General features: G+C 73.4%; 17 protein-coding genes and 1 pseudogene. 12 read left to right on the top strand and 6 right to left on the bottom strand.

What is annotated here, in order from left to right; translation table 11 throughout:
- Window positions 1-114: 114 nt before the first annotated feature.
- The 5 genes from WDV06_RS06625 (at window position 115) to WDV06_RS06605 (ending at window position 9060) form a co-directional block, all read left to right on the top strand.
- A complete protein-coding gene (locus WDV06_RS06625) occupies window positions 115-1656 on the top strand; it encodes a sigma-70 family RNA polymerase sigma factor (protein ID WP_395508698.1) in 1542 nt (513 codons plus the stop codon).
- A gap of 323 nt (window positions 1657-1979) precedes the next feature.
- A complete protein-coding gene (locus WDV06_RS06620; protein WP_395508697.1) occupies window positions 1980-4367 on the top strand; it encodes a non-reducing end alpha-L-arabinofuranosidase family hydrolase in 2388 nt (795 codons plus the stop codon).
- Window positions 4368-4408: 41 nt separating this feature from the next.
- A complete protein-coding gene (locus WDV06_RS06615; RefSeq protein WP_395508696.1) occupies window positions 4409-7033 on the top strand; it encodes an RICIN domain-containing protein in 2625 nt (874 codons plus the stop codon).
- A gap of 163 nt (window positions 7034-7196) precedes the next feature.
- A complete protein-coding gene (locus WDV06_RS06610) occupies window positions 7197-7364 on the top strand; it encodes a hypothetical protein (protein ID WP_395508695.1) in 168 nt (55 codons plus the stop codon).
- An 862-nt stretch (window positions 7365-8226) separates the two neighbouring features.
- Window positions 8227-9060: a hypothetical protein gene (locus WDV06_RS06605; RefSeq protein WP_395508694.1), complete on the top strand. Its 834-nt coding sequence runs from the start codon at window positions 8227-8229 to the stop codon at window positions 9058-9060.
- Window positions 9061-9195: 135 nt separating this feature from the next.
- Here WDV06_RS06605 and WDV06_RS06600 read toward each other — a convergent pair whose 3' ends face one another.
- The 4 genes from WDV06_RS06600 to WDV06_RS06585 all read right to left on the bottom strand — a co-directional run bounded on the left by WDV06_RS06600 (window position 9196) and on the right by WDV06_RS06585 (window position 12655).
- On the bottom strand, window positions 9196-9642 hold the full coding sequence (locus WDV06_RS06600; protein ID WP_395508693.1) for a hypothetical protein: 447 nt from the start codon (window positions 9640-9642) through the stop codon (window positions 9196-9198).
- Between the two features lie 118 nt (window positions 9643-9760).
- Window positions 9761-10996, bottom strand: coding sequence for a threonine--tRNA ligase (thrS, locus tag WDV06_RS06595; protein ID WP_395508692.1), 1236 nt, complete (start codon window positions 10994-10996; stop codon window positions 9761-9763).
- A 397-nt stretch (window positions 10997-11393) separates the two neighbouring features.
- Window positions 11394-11552, bottom strand: coding sequence for a hypothetical protein (locus tag WDV06_RS06590; protein ID WP_395508691.1), 159 nt, complete (start codon window positions 11550-11552; stop codon window positions 11394-11396).
- A gap of 155 nt (window positions 11553-11707) precedes the next feature.
- On the bottom strand, window positions 11708-12655 hold the full coding sequence (locus tag WDV06_RS06585; RefSeq protein ID WP_395508690.1) for a helix-turn-helix transcriptional regulator: 948 nt from the start codon (window positions 12653-12655) through the stop codon (window positions 11708-11710).
- Between the two features lie 111 nt (window positions 12656-12766).
- Between WDV06_RS06585 and WDV06_RS06580 the strand changes: the two genes are divergently transcribed.
- Window positions 12767-13402: a TIGR03086 family metal-binding protein gene (locus WDV06_RS06580; protein ID WP_395508689.1), complete on the top strand. Its 636-nt coding sequence runs from the start codon at window positions 12767-12769 to the stop codon at window positions 13400-13402.
- A 24-nt stretch (window positions 13403-13426) separates the two neighbouring features.
- Here the strand turns inward: WDV06_RS06580 and WDV06_RS06575 are convergent.
- A pseudogene (locus tag WDV06_RS06575) lies at window positions 13427-13594 on the bottom strand (GNAT family N-acetyltransferase); the annotation flags it as partial.
- A gap of 227 nt (window positions 13595-13821) precedes the next feature.
- Here WDV06_RS06575 and WDV06_RS06570 point away from each other — a divergent pair.
- The 6 genes from WDV06_RS06570 (at window position 13822) to WDV06_RS06545 (ending at window position 20287) form a co-directional block, all read left to right on the top strand.
- Window positions 13822-15252 carry a cryptochrome/photolyase family protein gene (locus tag WDV06_RS06570; protein ID WP_395508688.1) on the top strand — a complete coding sequence of 477 codons (1431 nt, stop codon included), beginning with the start codon at window positions 13822-13824 and terminating at the stop codon, window positions 15250-15252.
- A gap of 108 nt (window positions 15253-15360) precedes the next feature.
- The gene (locus tag WDV06_RS06565) at window positions 15361-15981 is read left to right on the top strand and encodes a sigma-70 family RNA polymerase sigma factor (RefSeq protein WP_395508687.1); all 621 of its coding nucleotides are present in this window, start codon (window positions 15361-15363) and stop codon (window positions 15979-15981) included.
- 100 nt (window positions 15982-16081) lie between these two features.
- Entirely contained in the window at window positions 16082-17338 is a 1257-nt protein-coding gene (locus tag WDV06_RS06560; RefSeq protein WP_395508686.1) for an NAD(P)/FAD-dependent oxidoreductase, read from the top strand.
- Window positions 17335-18132 (top strand): DUF1365 domain-containing protein, encoded by a 798-nt coding sequence (locus WDV06_RS06555; protein ID WP_395508685.1) that lies wholly within the window; start codon window positions 17335-17337, stop codon window positions 18130-18132. Before WDV06_RS06560 ends, WDV06_RS06555 begins: the two co-directional genes overlap by 4 nt.
- Window positions 18129-19466 (top strand): class I SAM-dependent methyltransferase, encoded by a 1338-nt coding sequence (locus tag WDV06_RS06550; RefSeq protein ID WP_395508684.1) that lies wholly within the window; start codon window positions 18129-18131, stop codon window positions 19464-19466. Before WDV06_RS06555 ends, WDV06_RS06550 begins: the two co-directional genes overlap by 4 nt.
- Window positions 19463-20287 (top strand): DUF1295 domain-containing protein, encoded by an 825-nt coding sequence (locus WDV06_RS06545; protein ID WP_395508683.1) that lies wholly within the window; start codon window positions 19463-19465, stop codon window positions 20285-20287. Before WDV06_RS06550 ends, WDV06_RS06545 begins: the two co-directional genes overlap by 4 nt.
- Window positions 20288-20679: 392 nt before the next feature.
- Here WDV06_RS06545 and WDV06_RS06540 read toward each other — a convergent pair whose 3' ends face one another.
- Window positions 20680-21702: a MerR family transcriptional regulator gene (locus WDV06_RS06540; RefSeq protein ID WP_395508682.1), complete on the bottom strand. Its 1023-nt coding sequence runs from the start codon at window positions 21700-21702 to the stop codon at window positions 20680-20682.
- Window positions 21703-21751 lie beyond the last annotated feature (49 nt).

The raw sequence follows: 21751 nt of genomic DNA, 5'->3' as shown, positions 1-21751 counted from the left end.
TGTGTTCACGGCGTCCGCCGCGCTCGCACCGCCACCCGAGGGGCGGCGGGCGGCTGTTCGGAGGCTAGGGTGTGACGCCGTACTCGGCGGATCGCTTCCCGGAGGAGGGTGGGAATGGGGCTCATGGACGCGAACCACGCGAGGCTGGTCATCGCGGCGCAGGCCGGTGACGACCGGGCGCGCGAGGAGCTGATCGCCGCATACCTGCCATTGGTCTACAACATCGTCAGGCGGGCGCTGAGCGCCGGCGCCGACGCCGACGACGTCGTCCAGGAGACCCTGCTGCGCGCGGTGCGCGACCTGCCCGCCCTGCGGGCCCCCGAGAGCTTCCGGTCCTGGCTGGTGGCGATCACGCTCCGCCAGATCAACACGCACTGGCAGCGGCATCGCGCCCTCGCCGACCGGACCGCGGACATCGACGAGGCACTCCTGATACCGGCTGCCGGCGCCGAGCCCGAGGACGCGACGATCCTGCGCCTGCGCATGTCGGACGAGCGCCGTCGGGTCGTCGAAGCCGGCCGTTGGCTCGACCCTGACCACCAGGTGCTGCTGTCGCTGTGGTGGCAGGAGTGCGCCGGCCTGCTGAGCCGTGACGACATCGCCGCCGCGACGGGCCTCACCGTCGCCCATGCGGGCGTGCGTCTGCAGCGCATGCGCGAGCAGCTCGACCTGAGCCGGACGATCGTCGCCGCGCTGGAGGCGCAGCCGCGCTGTGCGGGGTTGGACGAGACCGTCGCCGGCTGGGACGGTCTCCGTGCGCCGGTGTGGCGCAAGCGGATCGCGCGGCACACCCGTGACTGCCAGGTCTGCCTGGCGACGACGACGAAGCGTGTCCCCGCCGACGAACTGCTGCTGCTCACCCTCGCACCGCTGGCCGTGCCGGCCGGGCTCGTCGCCGCGCTGGCCGCCAAGGGCCTGCTGTCGGGCGCGGCCGCGGGCTCCGCCGGGCTCGCCATGGCACCTGCCGCCGCCGGCACGGCAACGGGAGGAGGCGGTCTGCCCGGCGCGCTGACCGGCACGCTGCAGGCGGTGACCTCTCATCCGCTGCTGAGCCTCGCCGCCGGCGCGGTGCTCGTCGCGGGCACCGCCACCTACGCGGCGTGGCCCGAACCGGCGGCCCGGGAGCCCGGGGTCACCGCCGCCCGCACGGCGGGCGAGCCCACGCCGGTCCCCTCGCCCGCCACCTCGTCGGCCGGGCCGTCCCCGTCCGCGCCGCCGGTGAGTCCGTCCGCCGTCGCGGGCACCGTTCCGCTGGGCGCGCAGGCGCTGGAGTCGGTGGACGAACCGGGGCTGTACCTCTCGTACGCCGACGACCTGGCCACGCTCGGCCGGGTTTCCGCCCGGGTCACCTTCACGGTCGTCCGGGGTCTGGCCGACACCCGGTGCGTGACCTTCCGCGCAGCCGACGGCCGCTATCTGCGCCACCGTGAGCTGCGCCTGCGGCTGAGCACCGACGACGGCAGCGAACTCTTCCGGGAGGACGCCACCTTCTGTCCGCGCCCCGCGGCGGCCGCGGGGGCGGTGACCCTGCACGCGCACAACTATCCGGGGTCGGTCATCCGGCACCGCGACGGCGGCATCTGGCTCGACGGCTCCGACGGCACCCGGACCTTCGCCGGACAGGCTTCCTTCATCGTGCGCAGGGTCCAGGGCTGAGCACCGCTTCCTGAGCCCTCCCCGGGGACGACCAGCCCGGCGGGCCCGTCATAACACTTTCCGCCTGCGAGATGCATCACCCGGCGGATCGTCCGGGCGGGGCGACTTTTTCGTTACGAGGCCACGCGTTCGGAAGCCTCCACTTCGTGGGGTTTCCTTTCCGCCGCTCACCCTGAGGTGCCGGCGCGGAAGGTTCCCCGGCTTCCCCCGTACGCATCGCCTGAAGAAAGCCTTCCCATGACGCGACACTTCCACCGACCCCCGGTGCCCGGCCCGGACACGAGCACGGCGCCCAAGACGGCCCGTGACCCCCGAGGTGAATCATGAAGGGCACGCACCGGCTCGCCCGCCGGCGCCGGACCGTGACGACAGCGCTGGCGGCCGCGGCGCTGGTGGCGGGCGTCGTGACGCTGCTGCCCGGCTCCGCCGGGGCCGCGACCCCGCTGGGCACGCAGGCCGCCCCCTCGGGCAGGTACTTCGGCACCGCCGTGGCGGCCGGCAGGCTGGGCGACCCGGCGTACTCCACGATCCTGGACCGGGAATTCAACATGGTCACCCCGGAGAACGAGATGAAGTGGGACGCCACGGAACCGTCCCGTGGCAACTTCACCTTCGCCGCCGCCGACCGGATCGTCGACCACGCCGCGGCACACGGCCAGCGCATGCGCGGCCACACCGCGGTCTGGCACTCGCAGCTGCCGCCCTGGGTCAAATCCATCGGTGACGCGAACACGCTGCGCGGCGTGATGAACAACCACATCACCACCCTGATGGGCCACTACAAGGGCAAGGTCTACGCCTGGGACGTGGTCAACGAGGCCTTCGCCGACGGCTCCACCCAGCACCGCGACTCGGTGTTCCAGAAGGTGCTGGGCAACGGCTTCATCGAGGAGGCGTTCCGCACGGCCCGGGCGGCCGACCCCTCGGCCAAGCTCTGCTACAACGACTACAACATCGAGAACTGGTCGGACGCCAAGACCCAGGGCGTCTACAGCATGGTCAAGGACTTCAAGTCCCGCGGCGTGCCGATCGACTGCGTCGGGTTCCAGAGCCACTTCGGCCCCGGCGGCCCCCCGTCCAGCCTCCGGACCACGCTGGCCGGCTTCGCCGCCCTGGGCGTCGACGTCCAGATCACCGAGCTGGACATCGCCCAGGCCTCGCCCGCCCACTACGCCGACACGGTCAAGGCCTGCCTGTCAGTGGCCCGGTGCACCGGCATCACGGTGTGGGGCATCCGCGACGGCGACTCCTGGCGGCGCGGCGAGAGCCCCCTGTTGTTCGACGACAACGGCAGGCCCAAGGCCGCCTACACCGCCGTCGTGAACGCCCTCAAGGCCGCCACCGGCACCACCGGCGGGACCGGAGGAGGCGGTACCGGGGCGATCAGGGGCGTCGCCTCCGGTCGGTGCATCGACATCGAGAACGCCGGCACGGCCAACGGCACGCGGGCACAGCTGTGGGACTGCAACGGGCAGACCAACCAGCGCTGGACCTACACCGCCGGCAGGCAGCTGACGGTCTACGGCAACAAGTGCCTGAGTGCCAAGGCCAACGGCACCGTCAACGGCACCGCGGTGGTCATCGGGGACTGCACCGGCGGCGCCGGCCAGCAGTGGACCGTCAACCCCGACGGCTCGATCGCCAACGTCCATTCCGGGCTGTGCCTCGACGCCGTCGGCGCGGGCACCGCCAACCGCACCGGGATCCAGCTGTACTCCTGCTGGTCCGGCGGCAACCAGAAGTGGACCGGCCCGTCCGGGACGCCGGCCCCCACGACGCCGGCGCCGACGGGCGGCACGTGCGCTCTTGCGTCGACGTACCGATGGACGTCGACGGGTGCGCTGGCGCAGCCGGCGAACGGGTGGGCGTCCCTGAAGGACTTCACCACCGTGACGTACAACGGCAGGCACCTGGTCTACGGGTCGGACTTCTCGGGATCGTCGTACGGCTCCATGATGTTCGGCCCCTTCGCGAACTGGTCGGACATGGCGTCGGCCGGCCAGACCGGAATGAAGCAGCCCGCGGTGGCGCCCACGCTGTTCTACTTCGCACCCAAGAAGATCTGGGTGCTGGCGTACCAGTGGGGCCCGTGGCCCTTCATCTACCGCACGTCGAGCGACCCGGCCGACCCCGACGGCTGGTCCGCGCCGCAGCCGCTGTTCACCGGCAGCATCCCCCGCACCGAATCCCCCACCGGCCCCATCGACCAGACCCTGATCGCCGACGACACGAACATGTACCTGTTCTTCGCCGGTGACAACGGCAAGATCTACCGGGCGAGCATGCCGATCGGGAACTTCCCGGGCAACTTCGGCTCCTCCTACACGACCGTCATGAGCGACACGCCGGACCACCTGTTCGAGGCGCCGCAGGTCTACAAGGTCCGGGGCCAGAACCAGTACCTCATGATCGTCGAGGCCAGGGGCGCCCACCAGGACCGCTACTTCCGCTCGTTCACGGCCCCCGGCCTGAACGGTCCGTGGACCCCCCAGGCCGGCAGCGAGGGCAACCCCTTCGCTGGCAAGGCCAACAGCGGCGCGACCTGGACCGACGACATCAGCCATGGAGACCTGGTCCGCGACAACCCCGACCAGACCATGACCATCGACCCCTGCCACCTGCAGTTCCTCTACCAGGGCAAGAGCCCGGCGGCGGGCGGCCCCTACGACCGGCTGCCGTACCGGCCGGGTGTCCTCACCCTGCAGCGCTGACCTGCCCCGATCCACGGTTTACGCAAGGAGAACACCTCCCCATGAACAACCCCAAGAACGACGGGCGCCGCGGGCGTCACCGCCGGCGCTGGGCCGGGACCGGACTGCTGCTCGGTGTGCCCGCCGTCCTCGTGCCGTACCTCCTGTTGGTGCAGGACGACTCGCAGGCCGCGACGGTCGACGGCGACGCCTACTACCGGCTGGTCTCCGTGCGGAGCGGCAAGGTGCTGGACGTCAACGCCTTCTCCACCGCCGACGGTACCCGCGTCCAGCAGTGGACCGACCAGAACACCGCCAACCAGCAGTGGAGGCTGCGCCCCACCGGGGACGGCCACTACGAGCTGGTGAACCGCAACAGCGGCAAGCTCCTCGGCATAGCGGGGGACTCGACCGGCCCGGGGGCCGCCGCCGAGCAGCAGAGCGACACCTCCTCCACCTCCCAGGAATGGCGGATCGACGAGGTGAGCGGTTCCGACGCCGTCGTCCTCACCTCCCGCAGGAGCGGCCAGGTCCTGGACGTCGCCGGAGGCTCCGCCACGGATGGCGCGGCCGTCATCCAGTATCCCGGGCATGGCGGCACCAACCAGCAGTGGAAGCTGGTGAAGGCGGCCGGCACCCAGGCGCCCGGTTCCGGACCGTACACCTGGCGCAACGCCCAGGTGGTGGGCGGCGGTTACGTCACCGGGCTGGTGTTCAACCCGCGGGAGAAGGGCCTGCTGTACGCGCGCACCGACATGGGCGGCGCCTACCGCTGGGACACCGGAGCCGAGCGGTGGGTCCCGCTGACCGACTGGCTCGGCGAGAAGGACTGGAACCTGCTGGGCATCGACGCGCTGGCCACCGACCCGGTGGACCCGGGCCGGCTCTACCTCGCGGCGGGCACCTACACCAACGACTGGGCGGGCAACGGCGCGATCCTGCGGTCCACCGACCGCGGCCGCACCTTCCAGCGCACGGAGCTGCCCTTCAAGCTGGGCGGCAACGAGGACGGCCGCGGGGCCGGAGAGCGACTGGCGGTCAATCCCTCGGACAACGGGACACTGCTGCTGGGCACCCGTAAGAACGGCCTCTGGCGCAGCACCGACCACGGCGCGACGTGGAGCCGGGTCTCCTCGTTCCCCGTGAAGGACGGGGCGGGCAGCGGCGCGGGCATCTCCTTCGTGACGTACGGCCCCGCCGGCAGCAGGACGGTCTATGTCGGTGTCGCCGACAGGTCCGCCCCCCTGTACCGCTCCACCGACGGCGGCAGCACCTGGCAGGCCGTCCCGGGGCAGCCCACCGGCCAGCTGCCGCAGCACGGCGTGCTCTCCGGAGACGGCCCGCTGTACCTGACGTACACCAACGCCCTCGGGCCCAACGGCGTGACGGGGGGCTCGGTCTGGAAGCACACCCCGGCCGACGGGGCGTGGAAGAACGTCTCCCCGTCCCAGGGCGGCTACGGGTTCTCCGGTCTGGCCGTCGACCCGCGCAAACCCTCGACGGTGATGGTCACCACCCTCGACCGGTGGTGGCCGCAGGACGAGATCTACCGGACCACCGACGGCGGCACGACCTGGAAGGCGCTGGCCGGAACCTCGGTACGGGACGCTTCCGCCGCTCCCTACGTCGGTACCGGCACCGGGCACTGGATGACCGCCCTGGCCATCGATCCCTTCGACTCCGGGCACGTGCTGTACGGCACCGGCAACGGCATCCTGCGCAGCAAGGACGCCAACGCCTCCGACGGCGGCGGCACCAGCCACTGGACCGTGGGCGCCCGGGGGCTGGAGGAGACCTCACTGCTGGACGCGATCGCCCCGCCCGGCGGCGCCCAGGTCATCACGGCCATGGGCGACCAGGGCGGATTCCGCCACGACTCCCTCACCGAGGTGCCCGCCGGGCGGCTGAAGAACCCGACGATGGCCAACAGCACCGGCATCGACTTCGCCCAGTCCAACCCGTCGGTCATGGTCCGTGTCGGCAGCGGCGGCGAGAAGGACGGCGCCTGGTCCACCGACGGCGGCATCAGCTGGAACGGCTTCGCCTCGGAGCCGGTGGGCGGCGCCGACAGCGGCCGTGTGGCGCTCTCGGCGGACGGCTCGACCATCGTCTGGACCCAGGCCGGGCAGGTTCCGTACCGCTCGGCCGACAAGGGGGCGAGCTGGTCGAGGGTCAGCGGCCTGGGCGCCGGCGCCGTGGTCGTCGCCGACCGCTCCTCGGCCGGTACGTTCTACTCCCTGGCCGGGGGCACGCTCTACGCCAGCACCGATGGCGGCGTGACGTTCACCGCCCGCGCCGCCGGCCTCCCCGACGGCCGGCTCAAGGCCGTTCCGGGCGTCGCCGGCGACCTGTGGATCGCCGGCGGTGCCAGGGGGCTGCTGCACTCCACCGACGGCGGACGCACCTTCACCACGCTCGCCACGGTGCGGTCCGCCTCCGCCCTCGGCTTCGGCAAGGCCGCACCGGGCGCCTCCTACCAGGCCCTGTACCTGATCGGCACCGTCAAGGACGTCACCGGCGTCTTCCGCTCCACCGACAAGGGCGCCACCTGGCTCCGCGTCAACGACGACGCCCACCAGTGGGGCGGCATCGGATCCGTCGGCGTCATCACGGGCGACCCCGACACCTACGGCCGCGTCTACATCGGCACCAACGGACGCGGCCTCCAGTACGGAGACCCGTCCTGATCCCCGTGCTGGTGGTCTGACGCGCGGCCGGCAACAGAACGGGGAGCCGCTCCTCCCGACCGGTGCGAGACCGCGGTCGGGAGGAGCGGCCTTCCGCCGCCTCCGACGAGGAGGGGCGGCAGGACATGTGTGAAGGCGCCCCGCGCCGGTAAAAGGTGCTGGTATGCCGCACACCGCCGAAGGCCTGGCCCACGCGATCGCCCGCGCCGTCCGCGACGGCGACGACCAGCGCATCAGCCACTTGCTCAAATCCTTCGCCCAGCAGGCCGACCTGCCCGCCCTCCTCCACCTCCGCCACATCCTCGACCAGCCCCCCGGCCCCACCCGCTGAACCCCCTTCGGGGGCCGGTCCAGGTGCCATCAGCCGGAACAGGTGTGGGGGTGCAACGGCACCACCGCGTGACGCCTCCGACGATCGCGGTCGTGGAGCTCGACCCCGGCACGGGCTTCGCCCGGTGGCCCTGCCACGGCGGTGCCGAGCAGCGGTGGACGACCTCCGCCTGACCGCCGGGTGGCCGGCCACCGGCGGCCTTCGACCGTCGTCTCGCGGCTGCTTCCTCACGAAGCCGCGGGACGACGGGCCCGGGAGCGCGTGGCTACGGTGTGCGGCCCGCTCCGCCAGGGTAATGACCCTCGGCGGGCGGCGCGTGGTGAGCGCCGACGCTCCGGTGCCGGTCCTGCCGGGCCCCCGGCCTCACGGGACCGTATGGTCCACGGTCCTCACGCTGTGGCTGCTCGCGTTGTTCCTCGGGCCGCTGATCGCCTGCGTCGCGGTGCGCCGGATCGTACGCGCGAGCCGACCAGGACGCTCCGCCCTCCTCCTCGGCCCGACGAGGAGACGCCGTCGCAGGCCCCGCGCACCGCACAGGAACCGGACGCCGAGCGGCGCGCAACCGCCGACTGCGCGAACGGGGCCGGCGGTACTGACCCGGTGGTGACCGGGTCCTGCGGCGACCCCATAAGCTTCCGTCACTCCATGTGACGATCGCCGGGGCGGGCCAGTGTGTGAGGGTGAAGACATAAGCGCTGGTCAGAGCAAGTCTTTGGGCCGTTGACCGGCGTGTCGCCGGGGGCGGGAGGGCGGCTCCGATTGCGGTACGTGACGGAGTGGCGGTGACTGGTAGAGGGCATCTCCCCCGCCCCGGGCCGACTCCGGCCACACCACAGCCTCATCACCGAACAGGAGCGAGCCGTTGCACCGCATCACCCGCTATTCCGTTCCCGCCGCCCTCTGCGTGACCCTGCTGACCGCGTCCCCGGGTATCGCGGCAGTCGCCCGCGGTCCCGAGCAGCCGCCCGTCAGCGTCACGGGACAAGCCGTCCCCGGCAGTGACGCGCTGCTCGCACAGGTTCAGTCGCTCGGCGCTGCCGCCGGGATGCTGGAGCCCGTCACGGATCTCCTCTCGGCGGTGCTGAAGTCGCCGGACGGGAAGGTGTCGGCGGCCGAACTGGCCGCGGTCAAGGCGAAGATCGAGCCCGCGTTCGCCGACCTGAAGAAGTCGGTGCCCGCCGCGCAGGCTCCGGCGAATCCTGTCGTCAACACCCCGGCGAAGCCCGCGGACCCGCCGGCCGACTCGGCTGCCAAGCCCCCGGTCGCGAAGCCGGCCGACCCCGTGGCGAAGCCCCCTGCCGTGGAGGCCCCGGTAGCCCAGCCTCCTGCCGCGCAGCCCCCGGCCGCAGAGCCCGCGAAGCCCGCGGCCCCGGTGGCGCAGCCCCCGGCCGCCGAACCCGCCAAGCCCGCCGCGCCGATCGCCCAGCCCCCGGCCGCCGAACCGGTGGCGAAGCTCCCGGCCGTGGAACCCGCCAAGCCGCCCACCGTGCTTCCGGCCGTCGCTCCCAAGTCCGCCCGCATCGAGCAGGCTTCCGCCGCGATCGACAAGCTCAAGGGCTCCGTCGACGGCCTGCTGATGGTCGCCGAGAAGGGCGCCCCCGCGGCCGACGCCAAGGCCAAGGCCACCACGGTCGTGACGGACCTGAGCGCCGCCCTGGTCGCCCTGCTCAACGCCCACAAGGCCCCCACCGACTGAGTGCGGGCCCACACCGAGCCGTCCCCGGCGCCCTTCGGGCACCGGGGACGGCTCGCGTCCGGACTCTGTGGCCCCCGCAAGCTTTCGAAGCCGGGGATCATCTCGTGTCGAGGGGTGAACCCCGATGCGGCTGCGTCACAGTGACCACCAGCAGTACAGACCCATGCCGCTCCCCTGAGCACGCGAGGCCAAGCCGGCCAGGGCTTCCAGGACACCGGCCGCGGTATCGACGTCGACCTGGCTCCGCTGCAGTTCCTCTGCCTGGGACCATGGCTCCGCGAACCGCACGAGGCCATCCGGAGTGGCGGTGACGAGTGCCTCGATCAGCGAGTCCGACAGGCTGAACACCAAGGGACCGTCAGCTTCTGGCGGGGACAGCAGTCGTCCCGACCGCGGACGCCGGCTGGCTTCTTCATAGGTGCAGCCGGTCGCGATCCCTTCCAGTCGAGCAACGGCGACCACGGGGTCGATGCCCTTCAGGGAGACCGTGTCGAGTGCGCACTGGGCCGGGCCGCCAGGCATGTGAGCCACGGCGGCGGCAGCTTGATCGTCAATAGCGGCGAAGTAGTCACACAGAGTCACACCGTCGATTCTGACATGCACGCCGGCCAGCCCGGGCCGGTCGGCTGATGCCGATGGCCTCGTCGATAAACACGACGGCCGGAGAACGGACGGCAGCAGGCGGGGGGCGGGGAGGCGGTTACGGGGTGGCGGCGGTCCACAGGCGGGGGCTGTGGGCCGCGATGAGGGCGCTGACGCGGGTCAGTACGTCGCCGGCCGGCTGGGGGTCGAGCCTGCGGCCGTCGCGCAGCCGCAGCGCCACGTGATCATCGGCGGCCTCCCTGGCGCCGATGACGGCCTGGTAGGGAACCAGGCGGGCCTCCCGGATCCGGGCGCCCAGGCTGCCGCGGTCCGGTCCCGCGATCCGGGCCCGCAGTCCCAGACCGGCGCAGCGTTGGGCGAGGGCCGCGGCGTGCGGCAGTTCGGTGTCGGATATCGGGAGGATCACCAGCTGAGTGGGGGCCAGCCAGGCGGGGAAGGCACCGCCGTGCTGTTCGATGAGATGGGCGACGGCTCGTTCCACGCTGCCGATGATGCTGCGGTGGACCATGACCGGGCGGTGTCTGGCACCGTCCGCGCCCATGTAGTGGAGGTCGAACTGCTCGGGCTGGTGGAAGTCGACCTGGACGGTGGACAGGGTGGACTCCCGGCCCGCACCGTCGGTGACCTGGACGTCGATCTTGGGTCCGTAGAAGGCGGCCTCTCCCTCGGCTGCCTCGTAGGGCAGGCCGGAGCGGTCGAGGACGTCGGTCAGCAGGGCGGTGGACCGCTCCCACTTCTCGGGGGCGGCGACGTACTTGCCGCCGGGACCCGGGAGGGAGAGCCGGTATCGGGTCGGGGTGATGCCGAGCGCCTCGTACGCCCGGCCGATCATCTCCAGCGCGGCGTGCGCCTCCGCCGCGACCTGGTCCAGGGTGCAGAAGATGTGCGCGTCGTTGAGCTGGATCGCCCGCACCCGGGTCAGCCCTCCGAGCACGCCCGAGAGCTCGGAGCGGTACATGCCGCCCAGTTCGGCCATGCGCAGGGGCAGTTCGCGGTAGCTGTGGGAGCGGGAGCGGTAGATCACCGCGTGGTGGGGGCACAGGCTCGGCCGCAGGAGGACCTGCTCGCCGCCGACGTCCATCGGGGGGAACATGTCGTCGCTGTAGTGCGCCCAGTGGCCCGAGATCTCGTACAGTTCCCGCTTGCCGAGAACCGGTGAGTGGACGTGCTGGTAGCCCGCCCGCCGCTCGGCGGTGCGGATGTACTCCTCCAGGGCGTGCCGTACGGCCGCCCCGTCGGGCAGCCAGTACGGCAGGCCGGCGCCGATCAGCGGGTCGGTGTCGAACAGACCCAGCTCACGGCCGAGCTTGCGGTGGTCGTGCGCGGTGGTCATCACGGTCTCCCTTGCTGGTGGCGGAGCAAGTGACCGGGCCTACGACGCAGCCCCGGGGCACTTGCCCCGGGGCTGCGGATCAGGTCGTCTGTCAGCGCGCCGGGACACTCTCCGGCGTCGTCGTCATGGCAGCGCGCTTCATGCCGCAGACGCTAACAGGACGCGGCGATGTCCGCCCCGTCATTTCCCCCACGGCCCCACCGCGCCCGCCCTCGAACGGCCGGCGCTCGCGCTCACCCAGGAGATCACCGCCGGCAACGGCCCGCGCCGCCTGCCCCGGCCCACCGAGGCGCTCGGGCACCGCGCCGCGACGGGATAACGGCTCACCGTCTCCGGCGCCGGCGCCTCGCCTTCCTGGTCGGGGGCCCGGGAACCGCGACGCACGGCCAGTGGGACATCAGCCCCGCTCCGCCTGCTCCCAACGTGCCAGGATCTCGGCGACGCGCGGGTACCGCTCAAGGAGCTCGGCATCCGTGAGGTCCATGCCCGCTGCCCCGAGGATCGCGGCGGTGCCGACCGGCAGGGTCCGCTCTCGGGTGCTGTACTCGTCGGTCACGGGACCTCCAGCTTTCGGTCGTTGATGCGCCTACGATCCGCCTGGCACGTGCCTCCGTCAAGCCCTGCGGAGGGGGTCGTTCCATAAGGAGCACATCTCGCTCACTCCAGCTCTGCGAGCCCGCTCCCGGGAAGCGCCCGGGGCGGTGCGTGCGGTCAGTCCTCCGCGTACATCCCCGTGAGTTCGGCGCCGATCCGGGCCAGCCACTGCCGTACCTCCGGGGGCTCCAGCACTTCCACCCGCGAGCCCAGCCCGGCCAGGTGTCCGGCCAGGGCCTGCGCGGCCGGGCCGTCGACCCACACCTCGGTCCATCCGTCGGGCAGGGGCCCGCCGACGCGCACGCGGCCGCCGAGGAGCCGGTGCAGCAGGGCCAGCGCGTCGGGGTGGACGCGGGCGCGGGCGGTCACCGCGTGTATGCCGTCCCGGAAGGCCCCGGACAGCGCCCGCCACGCCGTGGCGAGGTCGAAGTCGGGCGGCCGCACCACCGGTTCACCCGTCGGCTCGACGGAGGTGACCCGGCTGAGACGGAAGGTGCGCAGGCCCTTGTCCGTACCGGCGACCAGGTAGTCCACTCCCGCCTTGGTCACGAGCCCGAGGGGGTCGACCGTACGCTCGCCGGCCGGTTTGCGGGCACCCGCGTATCCGAGGCGGACCCGGATCCCGTCGATGACGGCTCCCTGGAGCGCGGAGCGGTGGGCGGCGTCGGCGGTGACGGCGTTGCTGGACCAGTCCGTCGCGTCGACGACGCCTGCGCGGGTCGCGGCCTGGGCCTGCTCCCGCAGGGGTGGCGGAAGGGCCCGGACCAGCTTGCGCAGGGTCGTGCGCAGCTCGGGGGTGGCCGACAGGGGGCCGGTGGCGAGGAACAGCGCCCGGATCTCGTCGGCGGTGAGCCCGGTGAGGTTCGTACGAGCCCCTCCCACGAGGGACCAGCCGCCGCCGCGGCCGCGCTGTGAGTAGACGGGTATGCCGGAGGTGGCCAGGGCCTCCAGGTCACGGCGCGCCGTGCGCTCGGACACCTCCAGTTCGGCGGCCACTTCGGGGACGGTGACGCGGCCGCGTTCCTGGAGGAAGAGCAGGGTCGCCACCAACCGGTCGGCTCTCACGTGCCTCGTTCCTCCTGCGTCGGCGTCATCGTCCTCGTCATCGTCCCCGTCTTCTCATTCTCTTTGGAAAACCGGCCAGAAGGTGGCCACTTCTGCTTCCAGGATGGACGCATGAACAAGACCGAGCAGCTCATCGCCACCCCGTCCGACTCCGCCGATGCCGTCATCGCCCCTTCCTCCGTCGACCCGCGGACCGACCTCGCCGCTGCCATCGAGCTGGCGGGCCGTACGCTGGCCGCCGTCCGGCCCGAGCAGTACGACGCGCCGACCCCGTGCGAGGAGTTCGACGTGCGGCGGCTGTCGAGCCACCTCGTCGCCGTGGTCCGGCGGATCTCGGTGATCGGGCGGGGCGAGGACCCGTTCAGCGTCCCGTCCTTCGCCGACGAGGTCGCCGACGGTGCCTGGGCGGCGGCCTGGGAGCCGGGCGCCCGCGAGGTGGCGCGGGTGTGGGCGGACCCGGGCATCCTCGGCCGGCAGCTGCGCCTGCCGATGGGCGTACTGCCGGGCGCGGCCGCCGCTGCCGTCTACACGCACGAAGTCACGGTGCACACCTGGGACCTGGCGAAGGCGACCGGACAGGAACCGGAATGGGACCCGGCCCTCATCGAGCGGGTGATCGGCGTGGTGCGTCGCGCGCTGCCGGCCGAGACCCGCGGCGGCCGGATCCCCTTCTCCGACGTGGTGGACGTGGAGCCCGGAGCCCGGGCCATCGACCGGCTGGTGGCCTGGGCCGGACGCCGCCCCTGACCTCACGGGGCCGCCCCGCGCCGCCGCCCGCTCCGCAGCCAACCGCAGGGCCCCGGCGGCGTATCCGCGACCGCCGAACTCCGGAAGGATCCCGTACCCGGTCTCGTACACCTCCTCCTCCTCCCCGTCCCACTCCCGCTCCCAGTACCCGACCGAACCGATGGCCACGTCACCGAGGTGGGCGATCGGCATCTCGTCGCCCCCGTCGGGCTCAGGTAGCGCTGATGGCGTTCGGCGATCGCCCGCTCGGTTTCAGGGCCCCCGAGATGCCCGGTCGTCTCGGGGGTGTTCTGGCGGCTCTCGCCCGCGGAGGCGGGAAGTGCATCCGTCGGGCCGCCGCGGGCGGAACGGTCCGTACGTGTTGCCGTGATCCGCCGGCTCCCGTGCGGGGTCCGGTGGCCGAGTCCCGGGAGTGGCCGATGACCGTCTCCGTAGTGCTGTTCACGTCCGATCTGCGGGTGCAGGACCACCCGCCGATGCGGGCCGCGCTGGAGGGAGGTGGGGAGGTGGTGCCGTTGTTCGTGCGGGACCCTGCCGTGGAGCGGGCCGGTTTCGCGGCCCCGAACCGCCTCGCCTTCCTCGCCGACTGCCTCCGCGACCTCGACCAGACACTGCGCGGCCTCGGCGGCCGGCTCGTCGTGCGGTCGGGCGAGGTGGTCGAAGAGGTGTCCAGGGTCGTGCGCCAGGCCGACGCCGATGAGGTGCACATGGCGGCCGGGTACACGGCTTTCGCACGGGCCCGGGAAGCGGGGCTGCGGCGCGCGCTGGAAGCCGAGGGGTGTCGTCTCTACGTCCACGAGGGTGTGGGCGGGGTCGTACCGCCCGGCGACATCACCCCCCAGGGATCGGGGCACTTCGCCGTCTTCACCCCGTACTACAAGCGCTGGCGGGCCGAGCCGCCGCGCACCCCCCTGTCGGCGCCCCAGAAGCTGCGGGTGCCCACGGGGCTGCGGTCCGAGGAGGTGCCCGGCGCGGCGGAACTGTCGGGGGTGTCGCCGGGGCTGGCCCCCGGCGGCGAGCGGGAGGGCCGCAAGCAGCTGCGGTACTGGCTCTCGCACCACGTCGAGAGCTACGAGGAACGGCATGACGACCTCGCGGGCGACGCCACGTCCCGGCTCTCCGCCCATCTGCACTTCGGGACGCTGTCGGCACGCGAGGTGGTCTTCCGGGCGAGCCGGGGCGGGGGTCCGGGCGCCGCGGCGTTCATCCGCCAGGTGTGCTGGCGGGACTTCCACCAGCAGGTCCTCGCGGCCCGCCCGGAGGCCGCCCGGCAGGACTACCGCTCCCGCGACGACCACTGGCGGCGGGGGCCGGAAGCGGAAGCGGACCTGGCGGCCTGGCGGGAGGGCCGGACGGGATACCCGGTGGTGGACGCCGCCATGCGCCAGCTCGCCCACGAGGGGTGGATGCACAACCGCGGCAGGCTCATCGCCGCCTCGTTCCTGACCAAGACGCTCTACGTCGACTGGCGCGAGGGCGCCCGCCACTTCCTGAGCCTCCTGGTGGACGGGGACGTGGCCAACAACCAGCTGAACTGGCAGTGGGTGGCGGGCACCGGAACGGACTCCCGGCCCAACCGGGTCCTCAACCCGGTCCTGCAAGGCCGCCGTTACGACCCGCACGGAGCGTACGTCCGGCGCTGGGTCCCCGAGCTCGCCGGACTCGGCGGCGCGGCCATCCACGAGCCCTGGCGCCTGACCGGCGCCGAGCGGGCGGCCTACGACTATCCGGATCCGCTGATCGCCCTCCCGGAGGGCCTCGCGCGGTTCCGGGACGCGCGCCGCCTCCTGCCCCCCGACGTATTCGATGCGGAATCGACGCGAGTTGCCCCCGGTGATGCCGCCCGGTGAACCTGGTCCCCTCGCGTCCGCCGGACTCCGGAGATTTCATCCCCCCCCACGGCGGTTGTCTTCGCTCCGGCGGACGCGGTGAGGACGCGATCCGGAGGAGGCGGCGTCATGACCGCAACGCAGGCAGGCGGCGAGATCCCGGTCCGGCCGGCCCCCCGGGCCGGCGTGCCGGAGCAGGGCCCGGTCCGGGACGCGGAGATCGTCTCCTTGCTGGACCGGGGCGATGACCGCTGGCTCGCACTGGCACACCGCCGCTGGAGCCGTCTCGTCCACGCCCATGCCGTACGCGTCCTGGGGGACGCGCGTGAGGCGGAGGACGTGGCACAGCAGGTGTTCGTCGCGGCGTGGCGCGGCCGGAGCGGGTTCCGTCCGGACCGGGGCACCCTGCCGGCGTGGCTGATGGGCATCACCCGGCGCAAGACGGCGGACGCCCTGAGCGCTCGGACGCGGCGCCTGGAACTCGTGGCCGCCGCCGGCGGGCAGGCCCGCGACGAGACGACCGTGGGCGTCGACCACGTGATCGACCAGCTCGTGGTCACGGAGGAGCTCGCCCGGCTCCCGCGGGTCCAGCGCGACGTCCTCGCCCTCACCTACTTCGGCGATCTCACCCAGGTGCAGATCGCCGACCGCACCGGGCTGCCGCTCGGCACCGTCAAGAGCCACGCCCGGCGGGGCATGCGAAGGCTCCGCCTGCGGGCGGCCTCGGGCGCCCTGGAAGGCGGCCGCTGAAAAAGGGACCCGTCCGGCGGGGGCGCGGCACCGAAGCATCCGATGAAGGCGGGGCCGTGGGCGCAGCATCCCCGGCCCCCGGACACCAGGGGTGGACACGATGGACCGAAGCAGCATCGCAGTGATCGGAGCGGGTGTGTCCGGCCTCACGGCCGCCCACATCCTGTCCCGTGCCCACGACGTCGTCCTCTACGAGGCTGACGGGCGCCTCGGAGGTCACGCGCACACCCACGAGGTGGCGACCGGCCGGGGCGGGACGCTCGGCGTCGACACGGGCTTCATCGTCCACAACGACCGCACCTACCCCCACCTCCTGCGGCTCTTTCGCGAACTGGGCGTGCACACCCAGGAGTCCGAGATGAGCATGTCGGTCCGGTGTGACGGCTGCGGCCTGGAGTACGCCGGTGCCCGCGGACCCCGGGGCCTGCTCGGCGGGGGGAACCTGCTGCGCGGCCGCCACCTGCTGATGCTCGCCGACGTCCCCCGCTTCCACCGCGCCGCCCGCCGACTGCTCGCCGACGGCGACGCGACCAGCACCCTGGGCACGTTCCTGCGGGACAACCGCTTCTCGCCGTACTTCGTCGGCCACTTCGCGATCCCCCTGGTCGCCGCCGTGTGGTCCTGCGCACCGGCCACCGCGCTGCGGTACCCGGCCGCCTACCTCTTCCGCTTCCTCGACCACCACGGCTTGTTGTCGGTCACCGGATCCCCGCGGTGGAGGACCGTCACCGGCGGGTCCAGGGCCTACGTCGAGCGAGCCGCCAAGTCCCCGGCCCGCGTCCTGACCTCCACACCGGTCCGCGCGGTCGTCCGCGGAGCCGGCCGCGTACGACTGGTCACGGAGGACGGGGAGAGCGCCGAGCACGCCGCCGTGGTCATCGCCGTCCACCCGCACCGGGCGCTGGGCCTCCTCGCCGATCCCACCGAGCTGGAACGCCGCGTCCTCGGCGCCTTCACCTACTCCCGCAACCCGACCGTGCTGCACCGCGACACCACCGTCCTGCCCCGCGGCCGCCATGCCCGGGCCTCCTGGAACTACCGGCTCCCCTCCTGCTCCGCCCGCCCGGGATCCGTACAGGTCAGTTACGACATGAACCGGCTCCAACGGCTGCCCGGCCACGAACCGCACATCGTCACGCTCAATCCCGGGGACCGGATCGACGAGAGCAGGGTCCTGGCGCGGATGGTCTACGAACACCCGGTCTACACGGCCGAATCGGTGGCGGCGCAGCGGCTGCTGCCCGCCCTCAACGACGGCGTCACCGCCTACGCGGGGGCCTACCACGGGTGGGGGTTCCACGAGGACGGCTGCCGTTCGGGCGTCGAGGCCGCCCGGTCCCTCGGGGTGGCCTGGTGACGCCGGCCCCCGCCCGCCCGGCGCCGCGCGTGCCCGCCCTGTACGCGACGGAGGTGCGGCACACCCGGTCCGCGCCCGTCCGGTACGGCCTGCGGCACCGGACGTACCTGTGGCTGGTCGACGTGGACGACCTTCCGGTCCTGCCCCGGGTCCTGCGCCCGCTCGCCCGTTTCGACGCCCGCGACCACTTCTCGGGCGCGGCCCCCGGCCTGCGTGCCGGTCTGGACGCCTACCTCGCCTCCCAGGGCGTCCACGGCGCCGACGGGCGGGCCTTGATGCTGGCGCACGCGCGCGTGCTGGGACACGTCTTCAACCCCCTGACCCTGTACTGGTGCCACGCCAGGTCCGGCCGTCTCGTGTGCGTGGTCGCGGAGGTCCACAACACCTACGGCGAGCGCCACTGCTACCTCCTGCGCCCCGACGACCGGGGCGGCGACCGGGGCGGCGGCGCGGCGGCCGAGGACTTCGAGGTGGCCAAGGACTTCTACGTCTCCCCGTTCTTCGGCGTCGAGGGGAGCTACCGGATGAGGCTGCCGCTGCCGGGCGACCGCCTCGACCTGACCGTACAGCTGCGCCATGCGGACGGTTCGCGGCCCCTGACCGCCACCGTCCGCGGAACGCACCGCCCGGCCGGAACCCGTGCGCTGCTCGCGGCGCTGCTGCGCAACCCGTGGCCGACCGCCGGCGTGTCCCTCGGCATCCGCCGGCACGGGATCCGCCTCCGTCTCAAAGGCCTGCCCGTCCAGCCGCGGCCCACCCGCCCGGCCCGGCCCGTCCAGGAGGACGCGCTGTGACCCTCACCCTCCCTCCCGCTTCCCACGGCGGGCCCCGCACCGGCCGGCACCTGGTCGACGCCGCGCTCTGGCCCGACGTCGCCCGCCTGCCCCACGCCTCCGCCCTGCGGACCGCGGCGGCCCGCCGGATCGTGGAACGGGCCTTCCGCCGCCTGCCGTTGCGGGTGCGTACCGCCGGCGCCGCACCGCTGGTCCCCCGGCAGCCCCGGCCAACGCCGGACAGCCCGCCGACCCCGACGCCGACGCCCACCCCGATCCTCACCCTGCATGATCCCGACGCGTTCTTCCGACGGGTCGGCGCGGACGGCCTGATCGGCTTCGGCGAGTCCTACATGGCCGGCGAATGGGACGCCGACGACCTGGTCGCGGTCCTCACCGTGCTCGCCCGCCACGTCGACGACCTCGTACCGCCGGCCCTGCGCCGGCTGCGCGGCGCCTGGGTGCGGCGCAGACCGGCCGCCGACCTGAACACCGTCGACGGCGCCCGCCGCAACATCCACCGGCACTACGACCTGTCCAACGAGCTCTTCGCCACCTTCCTCGACCCGACGCTCAGCTACTCCTCGGCCGTCTTCGCCTCCCTGCCCGCCGACGCCGCGGAGCTGCCGGCGGCCCAGCACCGCAAGATCGACCGGCTGCTCGACCTCGCGGGGACCGGACCGGGCAGCACGCTCCTGGAGATCGGCACGGGCTGGGGAGAACTCGCGATCCGGGCCGCCCTGCGCGGCGCCCGCGTCCGCACCGTCACCCTCTCCCGGGAACAGCGCGAGCTCGCCCTCCGCCGCACCGCGCACGCCGGCGTCGCCGACCGGGTCACCGTCGAGCTGTGCGACTACCGGCGCCTCGACGGCACGTACGACGCCGTCGTGAGCGTCGAGATGATCGAAGCCGTCGGCGCCGCCTACTGGCCCGCCTACTTCAGCACCCTGCACCGCCTGCTGGCCCCCGGCGGCCGCGCCGTGCTCCAGGCCATCACCATGCCCCACGAGCGGATGCTGCACACCGCCCGCACCCACACCTGGATCAGCAAGTACGTCTTCCCCGGAGGCCTCATCCCCTCCCGGGAGGCCATCGCCCGGCACAGCGCGGCCGCCGGGCTGTCCGTCGTCCACGACAGCGGTTACGGCGACCACTACGCGGAAACGCTCCGGCTGTGGCGCGAGCGGTTCCTCAGCCGCTCCGCCGAGGTGACCGCCCTCGGCTTCGACGACGCCTTCCGCCGGATGTGGGAGCTCTACCTCGCCTACTCCGAAGCCGGCTTCCGCTCCCGCTACCTCGACGTGCGCCAGCTCGTCCTCACCGCCCGGACCGGGGCGGACGAAGGCACCGGATGAGCGCCGTCGACACCGCAGCCCTCGCCACCGTCCTGGCCGCGGCCGCCGGTACGGCGCTCGCCGTCATGCTCCTCACCTTCGCCGTGGCCCTGGTCAAAGGGGTGCACAGGATCGTCGACAGCGCCTGGGGCCTGGCCTTCGCGGCCGTCGCCGTCGTCGCCTGGTTCCCCTCGGCCGGCCACGGCGACCCCGTGCGGAGGACCGTGGTGGCCCTCGCCACCGTCGTGTGGGGGCTGCGCCTCGCGGTGCACATCGCACGGCGCGGCCGCGGCCACGGGGAGGACCCCCGGTACGCGCGGATGCTCGCCCGGGCGCCGGGCAGCACCGCCCTGTACGCGCTGCGCACCGTCTACCTCCTCCAGGGCTCCCTGGTCTGGGTGGTCTCCCTGCCCGTCCAGGTGGCCGTGCTGCTGCCCCGTTCCCTGGACGCCGCGGCCGCGCTGGGGCTGCTGCTGTGGGCCGTCGGACTGTTCTTCGAGGCGCTCGGGGACCACCAGCTCGCCCGGTTCAAGGCGGACCCCGCGAACGAGGGCCGCATCATGGACCGCGGCCTGTGGGCGTGGACCCGGCACCCGAACTACTTCGGCGACTTCCTCGTCTGGTGGGGCCTGTACCTGACGGCCTGCGCCACCTGGCAGACCGCGGCCGCCACCGTCGTCTCCCCGCTCCTGATGAGCGCCCTGCTGATCAAGGGCAGCGGCAAACGCCTCCTGGAGGCCCACATGGCCGGCCGCCCCGGCTACGCCGACTACCTGGCCCGCACCAGCGGTTTCCTCCCCCGGCCGCCACGCTCCCGGGAAGGGGCGCACCGAAGGCCGTAACGGCCTTGTCCGGCGGGCCCGCGGACCGTCCCGCGGGTCGGGTTCCGCCGCACTGCTCCGGCTCCCCGGCGGCCACCGCCGAGGGCCTGGAGCCCCGCACCGCTGCCGAACCCGCCCGCCGGTCGCATGCACCGCTCCGCCGCGGCGCTCGCCGTGAACGGACAGCCGGCCTCGTTCCGTACGCCGCTCCCCCACCGGGGAGGAAACGGTTCCCGGGCCGGTCCCGCCCGGGACGCCGCCGCCGCGCGGCCCTGCCGGCCGCCGGGCACCCGTCCGTGCGCGGGGTGCCCGCCCGAGAACGACGCGGTCACCTCCGCTCGGCCCCCGTTGAGACATCGGGACGCGCAGGGCTGTCACGGCGACGGGTGACGGGAATCGCGGACCTCATGGCGTCATGGCCTCATGGCCGCCGCGGCCGGCTCGACGTAGAGCGCCGAGAGCGCGTCCACCGCCTCCCTCAGCCCCCGAGGACGCCTCATCCCCTCGGTCGCGGCCCGCGCGGACCAGCCCGGGCCCGCGAGGAAGACGAGAGGAGCCGTCCTCGCCCCCTTGAGGCCGAACGCCGTCGACGCCACCCGCCGGGCCAGCGCGCCCTCCGCCGTCGAGCGGGACTGGGACCACAGCACCACGGCCATCGGGCCCGACCGGGCCACCGCCGCCCGGAGAGCCTCTGCGGGCACGGCCGCACCGAACATCCGGATCGGCAGACCCCGTTCGGCCAGAGCGGCGGCCAGCGCCTCCAGCGGCAGCGTGTGCTGCTCCCCCGGCATGCAGGCCAGCAACAGCGGCGCCGCGTGAGCCGGCGTCCGCGGGATGGTGGCGGCCACGCGCCGGAGCACCGTCGACACGTGCCACGACAGCAGGTGCTCCACCTCGACGTACCGGTCGTCCGTGGACTCCCACTTGCGCCCCACCGCGTGGAGGGTCGGCACCACCACCTCCTCCCAGGCGGTCACCAGCCCGTGCGCCCGCACCGTCCCCTGGAGCAGGGCGTCCATGGCCGGGCCGTCGAGCCGTACCGCGGCACGCGCCAGCCCGCGGCACTCCTCCCGCACCGCCCCCAGGGGCAGCCCGCTCCCGGGACCGCCCTGACGGCCGCGCCCCGGGGCGCCCGCCGGCACGGCCTCCCGGGCCGGCGTGGGCGGAGCCGGCTCACCCCTGTCGGCGGCGTCGGGACGACGCCGCGAAGCCTCCGCGGCACGGGCGGCCTCGGCCGGGGGGATACCGGAGGAGGTGAGCCGGCACATCTCCTCCAGCATGGCGATGTCGCCGGGCATCCACCGCCGGTGTCTGCCGCCCTCCCGGACGGCCGGCCCGATGCCGTACCGCTGCTCCCAGGAACGCACCGTGGTGGGTGACACCCCCAGGCGCCGTGCCACCGCGCCCGTGGAGACACCGAGGGTCCTTTCGGTCATACCCCCCACACTACGATGCGACATCGATGCGAGCTACACGACGGCTGCA

Source organism: Streptomyces racemochromogenes, from assembly GCF_044129415.1.
Classification (GTDB): domain Bacteria; phylum Actinomycetota; class Actinomycetes; order Streptomycetales; family Streptomycetaceae; genus Streptomyces; species Streptomyces racemochromogenes_A.
This window is presented reverse-complemented; position numbering and strand designations above follow the sequence as displayed.